Below are 18,994 nucleotides of genomic sequence, written 5' to 3' on the forward strand. Positions count from 1 at the left end.
AACGAAAACTATGGAAGCCATCAAAAATAAACGATCAACTTTAAAATGTATTTTTATTCATATATATTGAATTTTCTATGTAGCAAATATTAGGTAGAGTAAATGTGTCGATTTTTGAAGGATTTAACTTTTTTACGTAGAACATACACTGTATCATTATTTTGCAAGAGCCAAGAACCATTGCCTAAATAAACTTAAGCGCAAGGAGGGGAATTACGAGTATACTTAGAAAGACTTTTATGATGAGGCGAACTTATGACAAAAAATCGAAGTGCTTAATTCTTAATACCCATATCATGCCAAATCAACGATATGGATAAATATCACTCACCCAATTCAAGGAGGATTTATATGAAGAAAAAATGTTCAATGTCTTTACTCTGTTTCTTGCTGGTTTTTTCACTTCTATCTATGAGTATTCCTGTATCAGCAGATACTCCATCTACGTCAATAAGTCTGGATAAAAGTACGATAGTGCTTACCGTTGGCCAAACCGATACCATAACTGCGACTGTCCTTCCCTCCGGTACCACGAATCAAAACTTAACTTGGATATCTTCTAATCCGAATGTAGTCAAGGTCTTTAATGGGCTTCTAATGGCTCTCAATGAAGGGACAGCTTATATCAACGTTATGAATCCTTCCGGAAATAGTAGCTACGCTTCATGTTATGTTATTGTCAAAAAACCTGATTCAACCATGGAAATCAATAAATCATCGGCTGTGCTTAGTGTCGGTTCTACAGAGACCTTAACCGTCACTGTTTCACCCAGTCAAGCCGTCCATTGGACATCCTCAAATCCCGAGATTGTGCAAGTGTTCAATGGGGTATTGATGGCTCAAAAACTCGGCACAGCAGTGATTACAGCGACAGCTGCCGATGGTTCGCGCAGCGTGACGTGCACTGTGACGATCAATGATGCCCCGACCTCGATCACTTTAAATAAAAGCACGGCTACTTTAGGTATTGGCAAGTCTACAACGTTAACCGCTAACATTTCACCAGCCCTCCCCACCAATGCCTATTTAATGTGGCAGTCCTCTAATCCCGGTATCGTATCCGTATCAGGAGGAGTAATAACTGGAGTGAGTCTGGGAACTGCCGTCATTACGGCTATTGCTTCCGATGGTTCAAGCAGTGCCACCTGTAAAGTTACTGTGACCGCCAGCGGTGTCAACCCCATCAGACTGGGCGGAGCCAACAGGTATGAAACTTCGGTTCAAATCGCCAAACAAGGGTGGCCAAACGGCTCAGCTTATCTAGTTTTAGCAACGGGAAACAATTATCCTGATGCCTTGAGCGCTGCCCCATTAGCTCAGAAGTATAATGCACCTATTTTGCTTACAGATAAAACACTTCCCCAGGTGACCTTAAATGAAATTACCCGTTTGAAACCCACCCAAATCTTTATCTGCGGCGGTACCGGTGCGATATCTAAAACTATCGAAAATCAACTCAATGGTATGGGAATCCTCACGGAAAGACTGGAAGGCAAAGACCGCTATGAGACTTCTGTCGCGATCGCTAAGAAATTAGGCTCTGGGTCAGGAGAATTAGTCCTTGTTAACGGCTATGAGTGGTCCGATGCCTTATCTGTCTCTCCCATTGCCGCCAAAAAAGGCATCCCTATCTTATTGACGGATAAAAATGCTTTCCCCGACTCTGTCAAATCATTTGTTAACTCAAATAATTTTTATACAACCTATGTCTTAGGTGGAACGGACCTCATCAGCAATCAAGTGAAAAACCAACTTCCCGGTTCAGAGCGAATCGACGGCACTAACAAATATGAAAGAAATATCAATATCCTCAAGAAGTTTGAAGATAGCCTGGATCTGGAAAAAATCTGCATAGCCACAGGAGCTGATTTTCCTGATGCTCTCTCCGGCTCAGCGCTTGCGGCGAACCTTTCCTCCGCTATCGTACTGGTGGATAATAATAGTTTAAAATCTGTAACCACTCAATACGTAACTCAATCCCTTCAACAAACCAATGATGTTTACGTGTTTGGACTCCAAGGGGTTGTCAGTGACACTGTGGTAAATAAGCTATTTGGCAAATAATTTATACAATTTAATAGCGCTTTGGAATTGTCAAATTCACATAATCAGCCCCCTTGATAGATGGAAAAGCATCTATCAAGGGGGCTGTTATTATATGTCCTACTTTTTCAGACTATTTTCAAAGCTGGCTGCTGCGGTCATGTACGAGTTGATATTTTGCAGCAATGTATACTGGTCATTAAGCAGCTTGTTTTGGGGTTCAATTATTTCGAGGGGGCTGGCAGTCCCTACCTCAATTTTCTTCTGGAGGATATCCATCTCGATTTGATCCGCTTCAACTGTCAGTTGAGCCGCTTGAATCGTATTCTCCAGAGACTTCAAATTATTATACGCCGTTCGCAAAGAGACTTCCTTGGTAACAGGCAGAGCTTCCAGAGTCGCTTTCTTGTCTTCTATACTGATTTGAAACTGATCGGCTGCCGTCATATTGGAGTAGCGGAAGGCGATCTTATACTCGATCTCGGTCAATTCTATATCTTGTTCATATCGTTTTTTGTCATAGTCGTTTTCAATCGTTTTCGCAATTCGGTCTTTAAGTTTGGAATCGTCGAATTTACTGTAGGGAGACAGATCTGAGGTCAGCACAACGTCGCGGTCGACGTTAATTCCCAGATCCCGTTTCAAAGCTATCATAGAACTGTTTATGCTATTTTGAACCGCTTTCAGACCTGCTTCCAGCGAGCTTCTCTGAGCGCTCAAAGTCGATAGTTGAGATTGGATGCCCATCCCTAGATCCACTTGCAGCTTGACTTGCCCGATAAGGGTATCCACATTATCTAATTGGGCTTTTAAAGTTTTCACTTGCTGTTGAGAGGCTAAAGTATTCTGATACTGATTCGTGATCTGTACTTTAAGATCCTTCAATTGTTCTTCCTGGTCATGTTTGGCATTTTCTAAGGTCCAAAGAGCTTTTTTATGATTTAACCATTTCCTTTTGGCTGAATCCTCATCCACTTCATCATAATTGGCGTTATGCAGCCCCAGTGCTTGTTCGTATTGTCTTTCGTAGATAGCAATTTTGTCCTTCGTCAACTTCCAGGTGCTGTTCCCTGTCTCAACCAATTTTAGGGCGTCTTCCAGAGAAAGCTTTAGGGTGGAAGTATCCTCAGCTTTGGGGGGGACTGTGTTTGTTTCCCCGCTTTTATCGGGCTCTTGGGTTGTCTGAGCCGGTTCACCGGCCTCAGCCAGGAGGATCTTATTGGATGAAGTATTGGTACTGGCAATTACGTTGCTGGCCGCAAAGACCATTGAAGCCGTTAAAATTGCGGCTATTGTTTTTTTATTAATTTTTTTCAATTTGGCACCCCCGTGTTTAATTCCTTGTTGTCCTAATGTTTAAGGTTGAAATCCCGCACCGCAGGCTGACTCCATCATGGCTTGCATAAGCCAGGCGTCCAGTTCAGCGTTCTTTAAATTGATATCAGCCTGAGCCTTTGCTACTTTTATCTTATTTAATTCAATAAAGGTGATCTCCGAATTCTCATAGCGGATTTGGGCAGCTTGATAGTTCTGCTCGGCTTGATCGGCAAGATAGCTCATTGCTTCCATCTTCTTCATAGAGCTTTCCAGTCCGGCGTAAAGGTCGGTGACATTTTGCTGAACACTGATCCGGGCAAGCTCAAGATCGTTTCCAGCTTTGGCTATCTCATATTCTTGCTGTTGCTTATAGAACTCATAATCCGTCGGGATTTCAGCTATACCGAGGCGGTATTGCTCTTCTAAAATATCCAGGGTGCTTTGGGCATTAAGGACTTCGGCTCGATTCGTCCGGGCTTGCTGAACATAGTCATCAAGCGCTCTCACCTGTGCCGATGGCTTGATGTTATTGTCCTGCAATACAGCATACTGTTTGGCAATATCTTCTTTCATCATATTGTTCAAAGCCATCTTGGCAGAATCTTTGCTGTTTTGAGCGTTCAGGTAGTTATACCGTGTTTGTTCGTAAGCAATCTCCGCTAACCTTAGCTGAGCATCCGTAAGCATACTCTGTTCCTTTTGAAGACGAGCTTTTTTGTAATCTTCGTAAAGGGAATTCATCAGCTCACTTTGGGTGTTCAAGGCATAATCGGCCTTAAGAAGCTCGATATACCCGCTATAGGCACCCATGCGTATGGCATTGGTTACGACCACTTGAGTGTTGTTAACCTGCTCAAGGGCACTTTTCAATTGCAAGGGGTAGAGGATAATCGCTTTCACCAGGGAGTAGGAATTGCTGTACGGTAAAAGATACTTGGTTTGATTCATCTGTCCTTTGACGCTGACATAATTCTTTTGGATGACTTCGGCTTGCTGGTTAACGGTTTTAAGGGGCTGAGAATTTTCAACGGCTTTTATAGCCGCCTTTTCAATATTCAAGCTCTCTTCCGCAGCAGCAAAGGCGACTTGAGTCGTGCTGGCCAGAACCAATGTGACCAGGGCAATCGATGCTATGACCTTCTTCAAGTAATTTCCTCCTTATCAAGGTGCTATTTCGTCGTTCCAGACACCGGGCCGGAGCGATCCCCGGTGGTGGTACTGTTACATGGTTGAATCTTATAATAATAGGTCGTTTGAGTTGTTAAATGCGTATCTGTAAAATGGGGGGAATCTGTTGTGCCCACCAAATTGTAAGCTCCTGTACTTGAGGCGGCTCGGTAAATATTGTAATAACTGGCATTGGCAACGCTGTCCCAGGTCAGGAAGATCTGCTCAGAGCTCAAGGGCGTCGCCTTGATATTCCCAGGCACCCCCAGGGTGCTGAAGCCGTACATCGTCGAAGCATAGGCTGCCTCTGAGTAATAACCTACTCCTACTGTATTCCCAGATTGAATTTTATAAAAATAAGCAGTACCCGAAGTAAGGTTGGTATCGACATGGAAAGGACTTCCCACAGTGGCCACAAGGTCATAGGCCCCAGTCAAGGAGGTGGAACGGTAAACATGATAAAACGTGGCGTTGTCCACAGCATCCCATTTAACATGGATCTGACTCGGGCTCAAACCCGTCGCAGACACATTGGTTGCCGCAGTTAAGACATTATGGTCAAGCCAGGTCTGAGCCTGAACACTATTGGAGTAAAGGCTTGATGAAGTATTATTTACCGCCTGAATCTTATAATAATAAGTGATCCCTGAGGCCAAATTCAAGTCGGTATAGAAGGGTGTACTCACTGAAACTAACTTTGTATAGCTTCCAGTCGGCGATGTGGCCCTGTAGACATTATAATGGAGCGCACTGCTTACGACATCCCAGGTAAGGTAAACCTGATTCGTATCCCTGATTTCCGCTTTGACATTGGTGGGCTGCATCAAGACAGCGCTAGTTGTTAGAGTGGTGGCCGGGACAGCATCCGAATAGGGTCCGGTTTCCCCATTATAGACTGCCTGTACTTTATAGTAATAAGTGGTCCCTGTGGAAAGATAGGTGTCAAAGTAGTAAGGCGTGGTCGTGGCAGTAATCTTAGTATAGGTTCCGGAAAAGGAAGATGACCTGTAGACATGGTAAGCAACAGCATCATTTACCTTATTCCAAGTTAGGTAGATTTGGCTTGCGCTCTGGGGTGTCGCCGATAGATTGGTAATCAGTTGATTGCTTGTTGTGACCGTACCAATCTCCGAGCTGATCGTATCCAAAAGCTTCTCGGATACAGCCTCCGCCCCACCGAAAGCTACGACATTTTGGATCGCAGAGGAGTAATCCTGGAAAAAAGCAGCGGCATCTTTAGTTAAAGAGCTACCCACTAAGATAACCGGAGAACCCTGTAAAGAGGCTAATGCTGAGCCGGTTAAGGCGTCCGGATAGGCTGCCCCTGTCGTTAAATAACAAGTGTGCAAATCCAACCTATCCCTGAAGAATTCAATGATATTGATATTCATGTCGTACCAGTTCGTCCCTGTCAAGCGTTGCGGAGAGGGCAGCTGCCTATATACATTATTACTGATGCTCCCGGAGTCACCTAAAACGTAAGTGTTTTCGCAATGTCTATCTAAAAGCTTCTTTAGATCACTCCCCAGGCTATCTTTAGGTGTCAAGAGAATAGGCATGCCTTCTTTTGCCGCGATAGGTGCTATAGATAAAACATCCTGAAAATTCAAACCGGAAGCAATAACCGCTTCATCGAAATCACCTATGGCCTCAGCCACTTTGAGCGAGGTCTCATAGCGGTCCACTCCTGCCAACCGGGTCACCTTAATTCCTAAGTCCCTGATAGCGTCAGCTGCTTTTTCAGAGACTACAGCAGTGCCGCCAATAATAATGGCATCCTTTACATCAAGAGCCAATAATTGTTTCTTTGTTTCTACATGTAAACTATTCTTAGGTGTCAACAGAATGGGGGCCTTATATTTGGCCGCTAGAGGGGAAGCACAGATAGCATCGGGAAAATTCTCGCCGCCGGCAATGATAGCATAAGAAGAAGTGTTCCAGCCTGCTTCAGCGATTTCAGCAGCGGTCGTATAGCGATCACTTCCTGAAAGACGATTATTTTCTACCGGAGCGATACGTCCTGACTCTGAATGCGTTACCGCCCAAGCTTCAGCAGAGTAGTCACTGGATCCGCTGTTTGTAATGGCCTGAACCTTATAGTAGTAACGGGTATTGGCTTTGAGTCCCGCACTGATATAGCTGGGGGTATCGCTGGCTCCTATGTAAGTATAGGTTCCCGAAGAGGAATTGGCCCGATAGATGTAATACTGGGCTGCCGAGCTGACTGGCTCCCACGATAAGTTGATTTGACTCGAACTGATTACCACTGCTTTCAGCGCTGTAGGTACAGCAGGATTACTCGCCGCCAGCGCTTGCCCGGGGAAAATGAGCAGGGCAAGAACCAAGCACAGAAGTCCTATTTTTTTAATCCTTCTCACAATGATCTCCTCTCTTCTCATCCTGTCTTTTCACACTGGGCGAAGTTCGCTAGTTAAAAACTTATAATGTGAAATCTTTCTCCTTAAGCATAGGGTAGTATGAGCGAGTCGCGCTAAAGTCCTGGGTTTCATTGCTTTTCAGAAATAATGACGTCAAACGGGTTAAATCTCTGATAGGTGCAAAATCTTTAATTTTGTTAAGGCTTATATCCAAATAAGTTAATTTAGTCAGATTTCTTACGGTATCTACTTGCTCCAGGTCATTGTTGCGCAGATTCAAGTACTCCAAATCAGGGAGTCTCTGCAGGGTAGATAAATTAGACCCTTTTAGAAAATTATTTCTTAGATCCAGAGTGCGCAAGTTCGAGCATGCCTCCAGTCCAGTAAGGTCTCTAATCCCATAGCCATCAAGGTTCAAGCTGGTAAGCTCCAGTACTTCGCTCAGATAGGCCGGCTGTGGAGAAGATTGCTTGCCTAATGTGTATTTTACGGCCCACTCCAGACTTCCGTCTTTAAATTCAATCGCCTTATCCTCAGAAACCTTCAAGCTTAAAGTCGTCGTCAGATCAGTTCCCTCTACTGTCCCCTGAAATGTGTATGTACCGGCTTTATTGAGGATCGTTGCTGTAGGTGTGCTGCTCCATTGTACTGGCAACTTTTTGATACTATGATCACTCATGCTCACCGTTACTGTCTCCGGAAGGGAATAATCGCTACCGCGAATGACCTCGGCACCGAAGGTATCTACTTTAACCGGACCTGCCTCAACAGTGAGGACCAACTCAACGGTACCATCATAACCCTTTACGGAACCAGTATAATAATAAGTTCCTGTCTTGGCTGTGGATACATTCGTTAAGTTCCATGTGACCGGGACCTGTGCCCAATTTCCCTGGCTGGTTTTAGCTTCAATCGTTTTAGGCAAGGTATAGCTTTGATTTTCCTTGACGGCAACATCGATACTCTTTACTTCGCTAACAGTCGGGGTTAGGTTAGCTAAGCGCTGGACAGTGCTTGAAGCAATGACCCCCTCCCCTCCCAATACTGTAATTTCATCGATCACCTGCGTCGAAAAATATTTGTCCGCAGCCGCACTTATTTGATTGCCATTCAACAGTATAACGGGATTATTGTTCATCTGTGCATAGGCCGCCGCAGCCAGAGCATCCGGGTAAGCCTGTCCGGTGGCGATAAAGACCCGATCCTTGCTCAGGCTCTCGCTGAATTTCTGCAGCAGAGCAATATTTCTAGTATAGGGATCAGCTCCTGTGATGTTCTCAGCAGCGGCAAATTGGCTCCGGATGACTTGTGGAATTTCCTTTGCGGTGCCAAGAATGATGACTCTGCTAAGCTTAGCCCGGGCAAAGTAACTCTTTTGATTTTTGGTCATATCGTCTGAAGGAACCGGAATAATCGGCATCCCTTCGGCAGCGGCAAGGGGTGCCGCCGACAAAGCATCGGCAAAGCTCTCCCCTGGAACAATAATTATTCCCTTAGACATACCTACCGATCGTGCTACCGCCATAGCCGTATCATACCTGTCCTTACCGGATAAACGGGTAGAAGTAATCCCATTAGCAGATAGCTGACTTTCTACACTGTTGGGAACCGCACTTAATCCGCCCACGATGTAAGCTTTCTTCGGGCTTAAGCGTTTGATCTCCCTCAAGGTCTCCGGGCTAAATCCTTTGGGCCCGGCCAGAAGGATCGGTGCCCCATTTTTACCGGCCAAGGTAGCCGCACTTAAAGCATCGGGAAAGTTTTGGCCGGTCGTTATAACCACATTATCAGCGCCATCGGGCCAGCCGCTCTGGCTGATAGCCACCGCAGTCTGATAACGGTCGCTGCCGGATAATCTGGACACCGTTGTGGAAGCATAGGCCTGTTGGTCTAAAGAAAATATGAGCAATACCGCACCAAGCAAAATGCCGGTTATTTTTCTGGATAGAATCTTCATGTTAATCACCTTTTTCACATCCTCCCAGCTCATGGCTCCTTCACTTGGCTTTGCCTTGAGCATATGATTAATACTTACCCCTAAGCCCAGCAGGCACCAAAAGACCGGGGCGACGGAAACCACACTGTCATTAAAAAATGCTGCACCAAGATAGCCCACAATAGCGATAAAAACGGCAACTCCCGCCTGGGAGAGGAAATCCCGAAACGGATTAGAGACATATAAGCGAAAACTCTGATATAGGTAGTATACTACAATAAAGAGAAAGGCCAAAAGGGAAATAATGCCAGTATTGATGGCAATCTGTAAGTATTGATTATGGGGTTTGTCTACAATTTGCCACATATCCCCATGATAGGCATACATTTTCCCCAAAATATCGTGTTGAGGGAAAACTATGGCAAATGTATCCGGCCCATAGCCAAGAAATAGTGTATTTTTTAATAAAGGCAGGGAGCGAGACCAAATATAACCCCGGGAAGAACCGATGCGTTCATAGCCGGTAAAGCCCCAGGATTCAATCGGCTCCAGGCTGATTTCCCTGCCATTTGGACCGAGGAAAGTGAGCTTCTCCGGTTCTAAGCCGAAAAAGAGTTGAATATCCCCCTTTTGAATTTTCAAAGCCCCTTTGCCATTCAACTGCCCAACAGTCAGAAGATAATCTGTATACTTCGGGTCACTGAACATCATTGTACCCTGATCCCGGTCATAAGTGTAAAGGATAGGCTTGTTTTCACTATCCATAAACACAAGCCGGTCCTCATCATATGTAAAATTAAGTGTTTCGGAGTCCGTCACTATCGTTCCCTGTTTCCCATTAATGTTCACAGCCTTTAAAGGGATACTATCCTCCTGGGACTCCGCGTTCCCGGCCAGACCGATCAAAGCCCTGGTATCGGTATATAGGGACATGGCCCTGGTGCTTAAATACCCTCCTGACAGCTGATTCAATCCTATGGCCAAAGCAATCATCACCAGCAAGCCGGCTCCGAAATATTTCCAGTGCTTCCTGATCATCTTGTTGATAGCTATTAAAAAGACCAGCAAGGCCAGTCCACCGCCCACAATCCCTGAACGGGCATTGCACCCCAACCAAACAATACCCATTAAAACAGTCATAAGACTTAAGCCAGCCTTAGCGCGCTTATCTTTGACTAAGACCAACAAGGCGAAGCACAGAGGAAAGAGCATCGCTATATAGCTGCCCACATAATTATAATGATATAAGGTAGCGTAAATAACATTCTTGTCGAATTTGAAAGTCAACTGCTCCCCAATCTGTTTATGCTCTCCAGATAGAAACAAGCTCTTCGCAATATCAGACTTTAAAACATCATACCCTATGTATTGAAACAATCCGATCAAGCCGATCACTAAAGCCCCCGCCAGCAAGCCGCCGAGAATCAGCTTGACCTGCTTCTCATCGGATACCAACGCCGTGGTTACCAGAAAGATCAGCAGATAGGCCGCTAAGACATACATTCCTTCATAACGATCGGGAAAGCCACTCAAGGCCACACTGCGGAAATCCGAAACCACAGCGGAAGCTGTGATGAGAAGAAAATACAGTACGGCTGCTGTGTAATAGGGTCTAAGGGATTTTTTCACTAAACGGGGGGTATTCTGAAAAACCCGTACGATCACCAGAAAAGCCCCTGAGAGCGCTGCAATAATTACTCCGATTCCCTTATAGTAAGAAAAAAAATCATAATTCTCCGCACTACCGTTCCAATAGGCAAGGCTGACTCCCGACAGAGGGATAACTTTCAAGTGAACGATTAAAGGAACTGCAGCCATCACGAAAATAAGGGGCAGCAGATAATACCATTGCACACTTGGTTTAGTATTTTTTTGAGTTTTCACAGCTTTCCTCCCCTGATGACAGATACCATCATTCTCTACTCAATTCATTATAGCAGAAAAACAAATCCAGCGGCAGAAAACATGAAATATGTAATGGAAATAATGCTTAATGGCGATTTAAAAAACAAAATTACTAACCGGTTGGCAAGAACATGTATCAGATTTTGTCATCTGTCAAACAGGGCAAATACACATTAAAAGAGGAACCTTGAACGCATTACTGCATTCAAGGTTCCCTTTTCCATAGATTAAAATACTAGAGTTTTGCTAAGGTTAATGCTTACCTAACTACGATCTTAATGGTCTTGACAAGACCGCCGACTACAGCACTAACTTTAAAGGATCCTGTGCCACTGGCACTATCGAAGCTGCCATCATTTCTTGGGTTAGTAACTACACCATCGTCATTCGCTGTCACAAGAACTTGTGAAAGCTTCATGCCTTTCTTGCCGTATTGGTCTACAGCATAGAAATGGATCTTAGAGGTAGTTGCTTTGCCGTCGTTATCGTATTTTGCCAGTGTCTTGACAGGTGCAGTGCCAGTAGTTCCGAACAGAGTGGCTAAGGTAGTACCCTTAGAAGTATCAATAGTGAGGGTATCACCATCAAGTGTGACACCAGGTAATTCGGTAGGAGCTACAAAGACAATGTCTTTGGCAACTGGAGCTACCTTAGAGGATTTCACATCGGTTGATACGGATTTAATCGCACCATCTACACCCTTTACAGTAACAGAAAGGGTTGCACTTGCTTCTGTCATGGTATCAGGCAGTTTGGAACCAACGACCTTGACACCTTTATAACCTACACCGCCGTTCTCACCTTTTATTACTGTGAAGTAAGGACTGTTTACAGTTGCACCAATTATCGGTGTTCCTTTCAGAACAACCTTAGCACCCGATGCTGTTGTACCATAGATCTTCGGATTAGCTGCAAATGCTTCTACCCGAGCTGTATTAGCAGTGGTATCTATGACATTATTAGCTGCATAGATAGCATTCGGTACACTGTCGATAGTATAGCCCTTGATGTCTGAATCTGCTACCACTGTCATGGTTTGTGATTTGGTGTCAATGAGGAGATCTTCTTTAGAGCCATCCGCATTTACCTTCATATCTTTACCATACAGCGCAAAACGAACAGTGACGGTTCCAGGTTTTTTAGCTCTTAATACAATCTGATTTTCACCTGGCTTTGCAATATAGCTACCATCTGTGTAGTTACCGTTGGCATCAACAGTAGCATCCGGATTAGCTGTACTATTCTCAAGCTGCTTATCATCATTAACATTAACTACCGTAACAATGTCTTTGTTTGCTATTTCGGCTTTAACATAGTAATTTTTAGCGACATTATCAGCATCAGCAGTTGTCATATCAATGTCTCTACCATATTGATCTTTCACTGCTAAACCGCCAGCATCGTAACCAAAGTCAATCTTTTGCACTGCTCCATTAGGAACATCAATTGAGCCATTGGTTGTCATTTGGGCTGATTGCATCAGAGGTTTAAGCACAGTGGTATCCAGTGCCAAAGCGTCAGCTACAGCTGCTTTTTGGATGTTAATTGTGAGTGTGCTGTAGTGACCGGTTCTGCTCACGGTAGCCGTGATGACCTGAGGAATAGGATTCGAGGTTTTGTTTTCTTTTTTTACAGTTTTGATTACGGCAGTACCGTCAATCTGCTCATCCCAGTAGGCTGCATCTGTATTGAGTTGAACATAAGGTTTCAGATCAGCGAACTTGGTTACTTCTTTGCCGTTTTGATCATAAGCCACAAAGGGGATGGTTGCGGACTCGTTAGAAGCTACCGCTTCGTTCGGAGCAAGCAAGGTAATCTTAGCGACTTCGGCTTGCTTTTTCAGGGTGAGGTTAAGCTGAGAGGTTTTGCCCGTCCAAGTCATGGCTGTGATAATCACAGGTGTGTCCACAGTAATCGTCTTATCGGTAGTTCTCAGTTCAATCATCGCTTTATTGGAATCCTTGGGATCTTGGACGACTTTGACTGTTACATCGGGGTTGGAAGTAGTTATTTCATCTTTGTCTTGGCCGCTCAAAATCAAGCCTTCTTTAACAAGCTCAAAATTATTGGTGGCATTGCCGCTGATATCCGTAGCAGTATAGTCTACATAGAATACATCAGTGAGGCTTGCTGCGGTCAATTCCTTTTCTGTTCCATCAGCGCTGACCAGCTTGTTGAGCGTGATATCGCTTAAGGTACCGATTTGGGAAGTAGCAGCCAGAGTAGCGGTGGTGGATACACCAGAAGTCATATCATTGGCTGTAATCACAATCCCACCTGCAAAACTGAGAAGGTTCAGATTATTAGATGCAGCCAGTTTGATTAAACCTTTACGGGCCTCAATCGTACCTACACCAGTTTTGAAGTCAACATTATTGGCCAGTGCGGAGTTGGTGATATCCACTCCGTATTGATCCAGGATCTTATAGGTTGCATATCCGGTTTGTACCTGCTGGTTGTTCACCGTGCTTGTTACCACACCCAGCTTAGTGGATGTAATCTCAATCTTAGCAACTTTTTGCTCGGTATAGGTAACTTCTTTGGAAGCGAGTTCCTTAGTGTCTTCTTTAACGCCGACAGTATAAGTTCCGGATACAAAGTTGGAAGACTTAGACAGAACAGCTTCTGTCTTAGCTTCATTCCAGGTAACGTTTACTGCCACCGCAGAAGATGACTGTCCTTGTTTTACTTCAAAATTAATTTTTGCGGTGTCAGCGGGAGCCTTGCTGAATTTTACTTTTACAGCATTAGCTGCAGATGCCGTGATGCTCTCAACTTTGAACTCTCCAGTGGAAGGAGGATTCTTCACAGCATCCATTACTGCATTGCTGACAGCTGCAGTTCCGCCCAGAGCAACCAAAACGCTGTCTTTCTCCAGGTTGGAAGCGATATCAGCTTTTACAGTTTTTCCATCAGTCAAAGCAATCGGGGAATCGGTTTGTGCAGCAAGCACAGAACCTACGAGGGCGTCAGCCAAACTGAGGCCGTTACCAACATAGACAGTACCGAAATCGAAATCGAGTTCAGCGATAACTTGTTTGTTGGTGTCATAACGGTCAGCACCTGCTAAGCGTTTTGCACCGGCAATGTCTTTAACGCGAGTGGTTCCGCCAACGATGTAGTCAGCTTTAACACCAGCGTCTACAGTACCGCTTTGGTTAGCAACAACGATAGCAAAGTTGTTAGCAGCTGCGTAGGAAGCAACGGACATAGCGTCAGCAACGCCGTCATAACCTACAACGAAGGTTCCTTCAGGAGCAGTCAACTTAGCATTGATAGCTTTAGCAGTAGCGATGCGGTCAGCACCTTTAACTTCGTCAACTGCGAAGCCGGCAGCTTTCAGTTCGTCAACGACAGCTTTGCTAGCAGCAGCACCAACTACAACAACTTTCTTAACACCGAGAGCTTTCATGGATTTGACGACATCGTCATTCATGTCAGCTTTGTCGGTCAGGTAGATCGGAGCGTCTTCTTGAGCTGCAAGGGGAGCTGCAGCAAGAGCGTCAACGAGGTTATTGGGGTTACCAGCAGCAACAACTGCGGTATCTGCAGAGGCATACGCTTTTTCTGCAATTTTGATCGAGGTTTGGTATCTGTCGGAACCAGCAAGACGAACAAAATCGTCAGCAGCGAATACGCTGGCTGGAGCCATTGACAGTACCATACCGGCGATAGCTAAGGAGGCTAAAGCCTTTTTTGTCTTCTTCATGTAGTGAATTTCTCCTCTCATTCTTGTGGTAACGTTTTTCTTGTCTTCCGGAGTCGCGGCGCTCATGTACGTTTTTTAATCTAAGAAGCTATGTGCCAGACTCCTCACCTTTGCTGATCAGTGGTCGTCACTCACCCCCTTAAATAAGCCGCAAATCTTTAGACATTGCGCAATATCTAAAGGCATCCCACCCCTTAATGGGGGCGTCCCCCCTGAGAAGCTTACGCCTCGCGGGTGGCTTACCCTTTAGACAAACCTAATGAAGAAACCTTTCACAGTTTCTACACTCGTAATAAACTATTCGATGCCGGATTTAATATTCCTGCATCTCTCCAAAAAAATTTCTTAGAAAATCTTGGAGAAGTTCATTTTACGAGCGCATGTTTAAATTCTAACTAAAAACGAAGTTTTTTTCCATACCCTTTGTAAATATTTTTATTAACTTTTTCTTAATTCCCATTCTGATTAAGCTAATATCCCCTGTGAATGAGAATTCCCCGGTATATCCCCAGAGCAGATTTTTTCTGAAATTCCGGGTCTGTGATAAGTTTCTCTTCTACCGGATTGGAGATAAAGCCCAGTTCAACAAGGATGGCCGGCATGGTGGTATTCTTGATCACGTAAAAATTAGCGGTTTTAACCTTGCGATCCTGAAGCCCAACCTGCTTGATCAATTCTTGCTGAACAGCAGAAGCAAGCTTTCTTCCCTCCTCGGCTTTGGGATTATCTGCAGAGATATAGGTGGTCACCCCACCGGCTTCGGGGTTGGAAAAGGCATCGTTATGTATAGAGACGTAGAGATCGGCCGGAATCTGATTCGCTATTTTTACTCTGGCTTGTAAATCTTTTAATTCCGTATAATCGGCGCCGGCAGGCGAGGTATCTCCCGTCCTGGTCATCACTACTTTAGCCCCTGCTTGCCGTAAAAGATCCGCTAAGTTAAGCCCCACGGGCAGAGTGGAGTTCTTTTCATAAGAGCCGCTGGCGCCTACCGCTCCCACATCCTTGCCGCCATGGCCCGGATCGACCACGATGGTGAGACCCGCCAGGAGATAGGGGGGTTGTATGGTCCCTTCCACGATTCCCTTGACCCGTTCTGAAAGCACTGTATCCCCGCCGATGATGGTCACCAAGAGCTGAGCGGCTGCAGCATTGCCCAGCGCCGAGTAAGTCACTGCCGGCAGATCTTCCTTGTAAGACATAAATAAGTAGGCATTTTGTTTAACCGCTAAAGCCCCTGTCACCAGAGCATCGGGGAAATTTTCCCCTGTCACCAAAAAACTTCTCTGATTCTCGGAAGCAAAGTCCTGCCCAAACTCCTCCTGGGTAAACCAGAACACTTTGGCCGCTGTATCATAGCGATTGTCCCCTGAGATACGGGTCATTCCCGTCAGCCCTGCCACCACTTCCGAAGAAACCGCTTTTTCTCCCCCGATTACTGTGGTCCTGGTCACGGATTCTGCTTCCTGATTCAGCCGATAAGCTCCCAATTCCTCCAGCTTCAGCCGGGTGGCCTCGGGGAGGCCTTTGGCCTTAGTCAGCAGCAAGGGCGTCTCTGTCATCCCTGCGTAAGGACCGATAGCGAGAGCATCGGGAAAGTTCTCCCCGCTGGTGAGAATCACTTGACCGTTCCCGCCTAAGCGCTCCGCTACCATCACGGCGGTCTCATAACGATCTGCACCCCCGATTCTCTCCCAGGTCAATCCCTCTTTTTCCAAGGCCTTTGTTACGGGATTTCCCATGACTCCCGTCCCTCCCAAAAGGATCACATGCTGAGCGTTGAGCCGCTTGATTTCTGCCAGAACTCCTTCATCCAGACCTCGGGACGGTGTCAGGAGTATGGGGGCGTCATAGCGCTTGGAAAGAGGAACCGCGACTAAGGAATCGGGAAAATCATCGTAGCGGGCTAAGAGGACGGTATTCGCCTCATTCCAACCTTCTTGGGAAATCCGTATGGCGGTCTCGATACGTGTTGTTCCATAGATGCGTGTTACATCTGCCGTTAAAGGAGCCGCATCAACACTGGCCTGCCCCATCAGCCAGAGGCTGAAGGCGGCACCCAGTACCAGGCTCCATTTTTTTCGTCGTGGCCACACAGAAAAACCCTCCTTATTTGACTAAGTATCCTTGGGACTTTCGACAGGTTTCACTTTAATCCTCTTGGAAATCTCGACCAATAGACTCAGTCTACCATAAAGTAATAGACAGAAAAAATTAAGATTTTCTTCCTCTTTTAGATGTTAAGAATTTATTAACTTTGTGATTTCCCTGTTATTTCTACAAGGTATTTGTCCTTTTATAACGAATTACTTGCAAGGACTAAAGTGCCTGTCAGATTTTGTGTTCTGCTGTAGTCTATGTTAAGAACATCACTCATTAATTGAGTACGCTGATGAAGTGATGGCAACTGGGGTTCGCAAGTTTATATGATGCTAAGTTTACGAGATGAGAAGTATGGAAGGAGAGAAAGATGAAAAAGAAAATCAAGATAGCCGTTGTGACTCTGACGGCATTCACCCTTTTATTCACAAGTCCAATGATACCTCCCAAAGCACCTGAGGAAGTTAAAGCGGAGACCATCATGACTCAGCCTTTACGTCTTGCGGGGACTTCCCGTTATGATACAGCCATTCAAGTTTCCCAATCAGGTTGGGAGTATGCCGATGCGGTGGTTCTGGCCCGGGGAGATGATTTTCCCGATGCCCTGTCCGGTGTGGTCTTGGCGAAGAGTTCCTTGGTCAATGGCCCCCTTCTCCTGACTGAGACGGCTCAGTTAACAGAAGGTGTGCTGGGAGAGATCCAGCGTCTGGGAGCAAGCAAGGTCACTATTCTGGGCAGCCCGGGGGCTGTATCCAAGAAAGTAGAGAACACCTTAACTGATCAGGGCTTAACGGTGGAACGCCTTGAAGGGCTGAATCGTTATGGGACTGCCGGCGAGATCGCTAAAGCAGTCGTTCCCCAGGCTGAAAAGGTTTTCTTAGCTTCGGGCAGTGATTTTCCCGATGCATTAAGTATCTCCTCTTATGCTGCTGCTCAAGGGATTCCTCTTCTTTTAACGGAGAAGAAAACCGTTCCTGAAGTGACTCTGGAAACGCTGCAAACCCTCGGCGTCTCCAAAGTGACTTTAATCGGCGGAGAGGGAGTCATCCTTCCCGAAGTGGAAGCGCAACTGAAGGGCTTGGGCTACACCGTTGACCGTTTGTCCGGTGCCGACCGTTACGAAACCAATATGGAAATCCTCAACAACTTAAGCTTCAGTACAGAGGTTGTCTATGTAGCTACTGGGACCAAATTCCCCGATGCCCTGGCGGGAGCAGCCTTGGCAGCAAAGAACAATAACCCTATCGTCCTGGCTCCTCAAAAGGCCTTTAGCGAAGAGGGCATGAGCTACCTAGGTACCCGCCGTAACGAAGGATCATCCTTCACTCTCCTGGGGGGCTGGGGAGCTATCAGCTATGGGATGGAAAGCATCATTCGTACAGGGAATGTGAATCCGAAGATTTCCCTGCAGTACTGGGATGGTTATGCCAGCTATGAGACCTATCTTCGCCAGCTCTCATTGATTCCCAATAAGGCCACGGACTATGTAGACTATGTCTCTCCTAACTGGCGCGGGTCCATCGGTACGGATGGAAGTCTGAAGCTGGTCTGGGATGAAGGGTCCAGCAATTATAAACAGCTGACCAATATGGCTCATGGACTGGGCATGAAAGTGCTCCCTTTGGTTAATGGCAGCGGAGCAACCTTAAACACTCTCCTGAAAAGCACATCCGCCCGGGAAAAGTTGATCGGAGAGATTGTGACCCTTCTTAAGAACACGAACGCGGATGGAGTGGTCATCGATTTTGAGACTCCTTTGGATTATGGGGATGCAAAGGATCCCTATGATGGCGTAAGAAATGATTTGACCGCCTTTATGGAATCCCTCTACTCAGAGTTACATCCTATGAATAAACTTGTGGTTATGGCCGTCATGCCCCGCATGTCTTCTTCTCAATATTGGTTGGATGTCTATGATTATAAAGCGCTCTCCCATGCCGTGGATTATATGCATGTAATGACCTATGATCATCATTATCGGACCTCCGCACCCGGACCCATCGCCCCTTATCCCTGGATTAAGCAGGTTCTGACCTATATCCAAGGTCAAGGAGTGGACATGAGCAAGGTCCTGATGGGAGTTCCCTATTATGGACGGGATTGGGTGGTTTCCGGAAAAGATGCCAACGGCAATCCCACCTATGATTCCACAGCCTTTGGTTATTCCAAGGCACTAGAGATCGCTGACTCTTATGGAGCGACCATCACTTACTCCAAATACAATGATCAGGATCCTGTAGGGACACCGACCTTTAAGTACACTGATGGGAAGGGTGTGGAACATACCGTATTTTTCGATGATTATACCAGCTGGAATGCTAAGCTCTCCATCATCAATGAATTTGGACTGGCCGGAGTAGGGCCTTGGGCTATGGGCTGGGTCGATGAGAATACGGCGAAAGAGCTATATCCACTGCTCCATCAGCATCTGCGCTAGAA

Annotated in this window: 8 protein-coding genes; 2 read left to right on the forward strand and 6 right to left on the reverse strand. The window is 45.8% G+C overall.

The window, feature by feature from the left end; translation table 11 throughout:
* The first annotated feature begins 351 nt into the window (after positions 1-351).
* On the forward strand, positions 352-2,064 hold the full coding sequence (locus DESDE_RS18685) for a cell wall-binding repeat-containing protein (protein WP_014795585.1): 1,713 nt from the start codon (positions 352-354) through the stop codon (positions 2,062-2,064).
* A gap of 99 nt (positions 2,065-2,163) precedes the next feature.
* Here the strand turns inward: DESDE_RS18685 and DESDE_RS18690 are convergent, their stop codons facing one another.
* The 6 genes from DESDE_RS18690 to DESDE_RS18720 all read right to left on the reverse strand — a co-directional run bounded on the left by DESDE_RS18690 (position 2,164) and on the right by DESDE_RS18720 (position 16,551).
* Complete coding sequence (locus DESDE_RS18690) at positions 2,164-3,360, reverse strand: TolC family protein (protein ID WP_014795586.1); 1,197 nt, start codon at positions 3,358-3,360, stop codon at positions 2,164-2,166.
* A 39-nt stretch (positions 3,361-3,399) separates the two neighbouring features.
* Positions 3,400-4,506 carry a TolC family protein gene (locus tag DESDE_RS18695; protein ID WP_014795587.1) on the reverse strand — a complete coding sequence of 369 codons (1,107 nt, stop codon included), beginning with the start codon at positions 4,504-4,506 and terminating at the stop codon, positions 3,400-3,402.
* A 23-nt stretch (positions 4,507-4,529) separates the two neighbouring features.
* On the reverse strand, positions 4,530-6,905 hold the full coding sequence (locus DESDE_RS18700; RefSeq protein ID WP_014795588.1) for a cell wall-binding repeat-containing protein: 2,376 nt from the start codon (positions 6,903-6,905) through the stop codon (positions 4,530-4,532).
* Positions 6,906-6,966: 61 nt separating this feature from the next.
* The gene (locus DESDE_RS22630) at positions 6,967-10,725 is read right to left on the reverse strand and encodes a cell wall-binding repeat-containing protein (protein ID WP_014795589.1); all 3,759 of its coding nucleotides are present in this window, start codon (positions 10,723-10,725) and stop codon (positions 6,967-6,969) included.
* 280 nt (positions 10,726-11,005) lie between these two features.
* Positions 11,006-14,455 (reverse strand): cell wall-binding repeat-containing protein, encoded by a 3,450-nt coding sequence (locus DESDE_RS18715; protein WP_014795590.1) that lies wholly within the window; start codon positions 14,453-14,455, stop codon positions 11,006-11,008.
* A gap of 470 nt (positions 14,456-14,925) precedes the next feature.
* Positions 14,926-16,551 (reverse strand): N-acetylmuramoyl-L-alanine amidase, encoded by a 1,626-nt coding sequence (locus DESDE_RS18720; protein ID WP_014795591.1) that lies wholly within the window; start codon positions 16,549-16,551, stop codon positions 14,926-14,928.
* 374 nt (positions 16,552-16,925) lie between these two features.
* Here DESDE_RS18720 and DESDE_RS18725 point away from each other — a divergent pair, with 374 nt between their 5' ends.
* Positions 16,926-18,992, forward strand: a complete 2,067-nt coding sequence (locus DESDE_RS18725; protein WP_014795592.1) for a cell wall-binding repeat-containing protein — start codon at positions 16,926-16,928, stop codon at positions 18,990-18,992.
* Positions 18,993-18,994 lie beyond the last annotated feature (2 nt).

The sequence above is a fragment of the Desulfitobacterium dehalogenans ATCC 51507 genome (assembly GCF_000243155.2).
In the GTDB taxonomy this organism is placed as follows: Bacteria; Bacillota; Desulfitobacteriia; order Desulfitobacteriales; family Desulfitobacteriaceae; genus Desulfitobacterium; species Desulfitobacterium dehalogenans.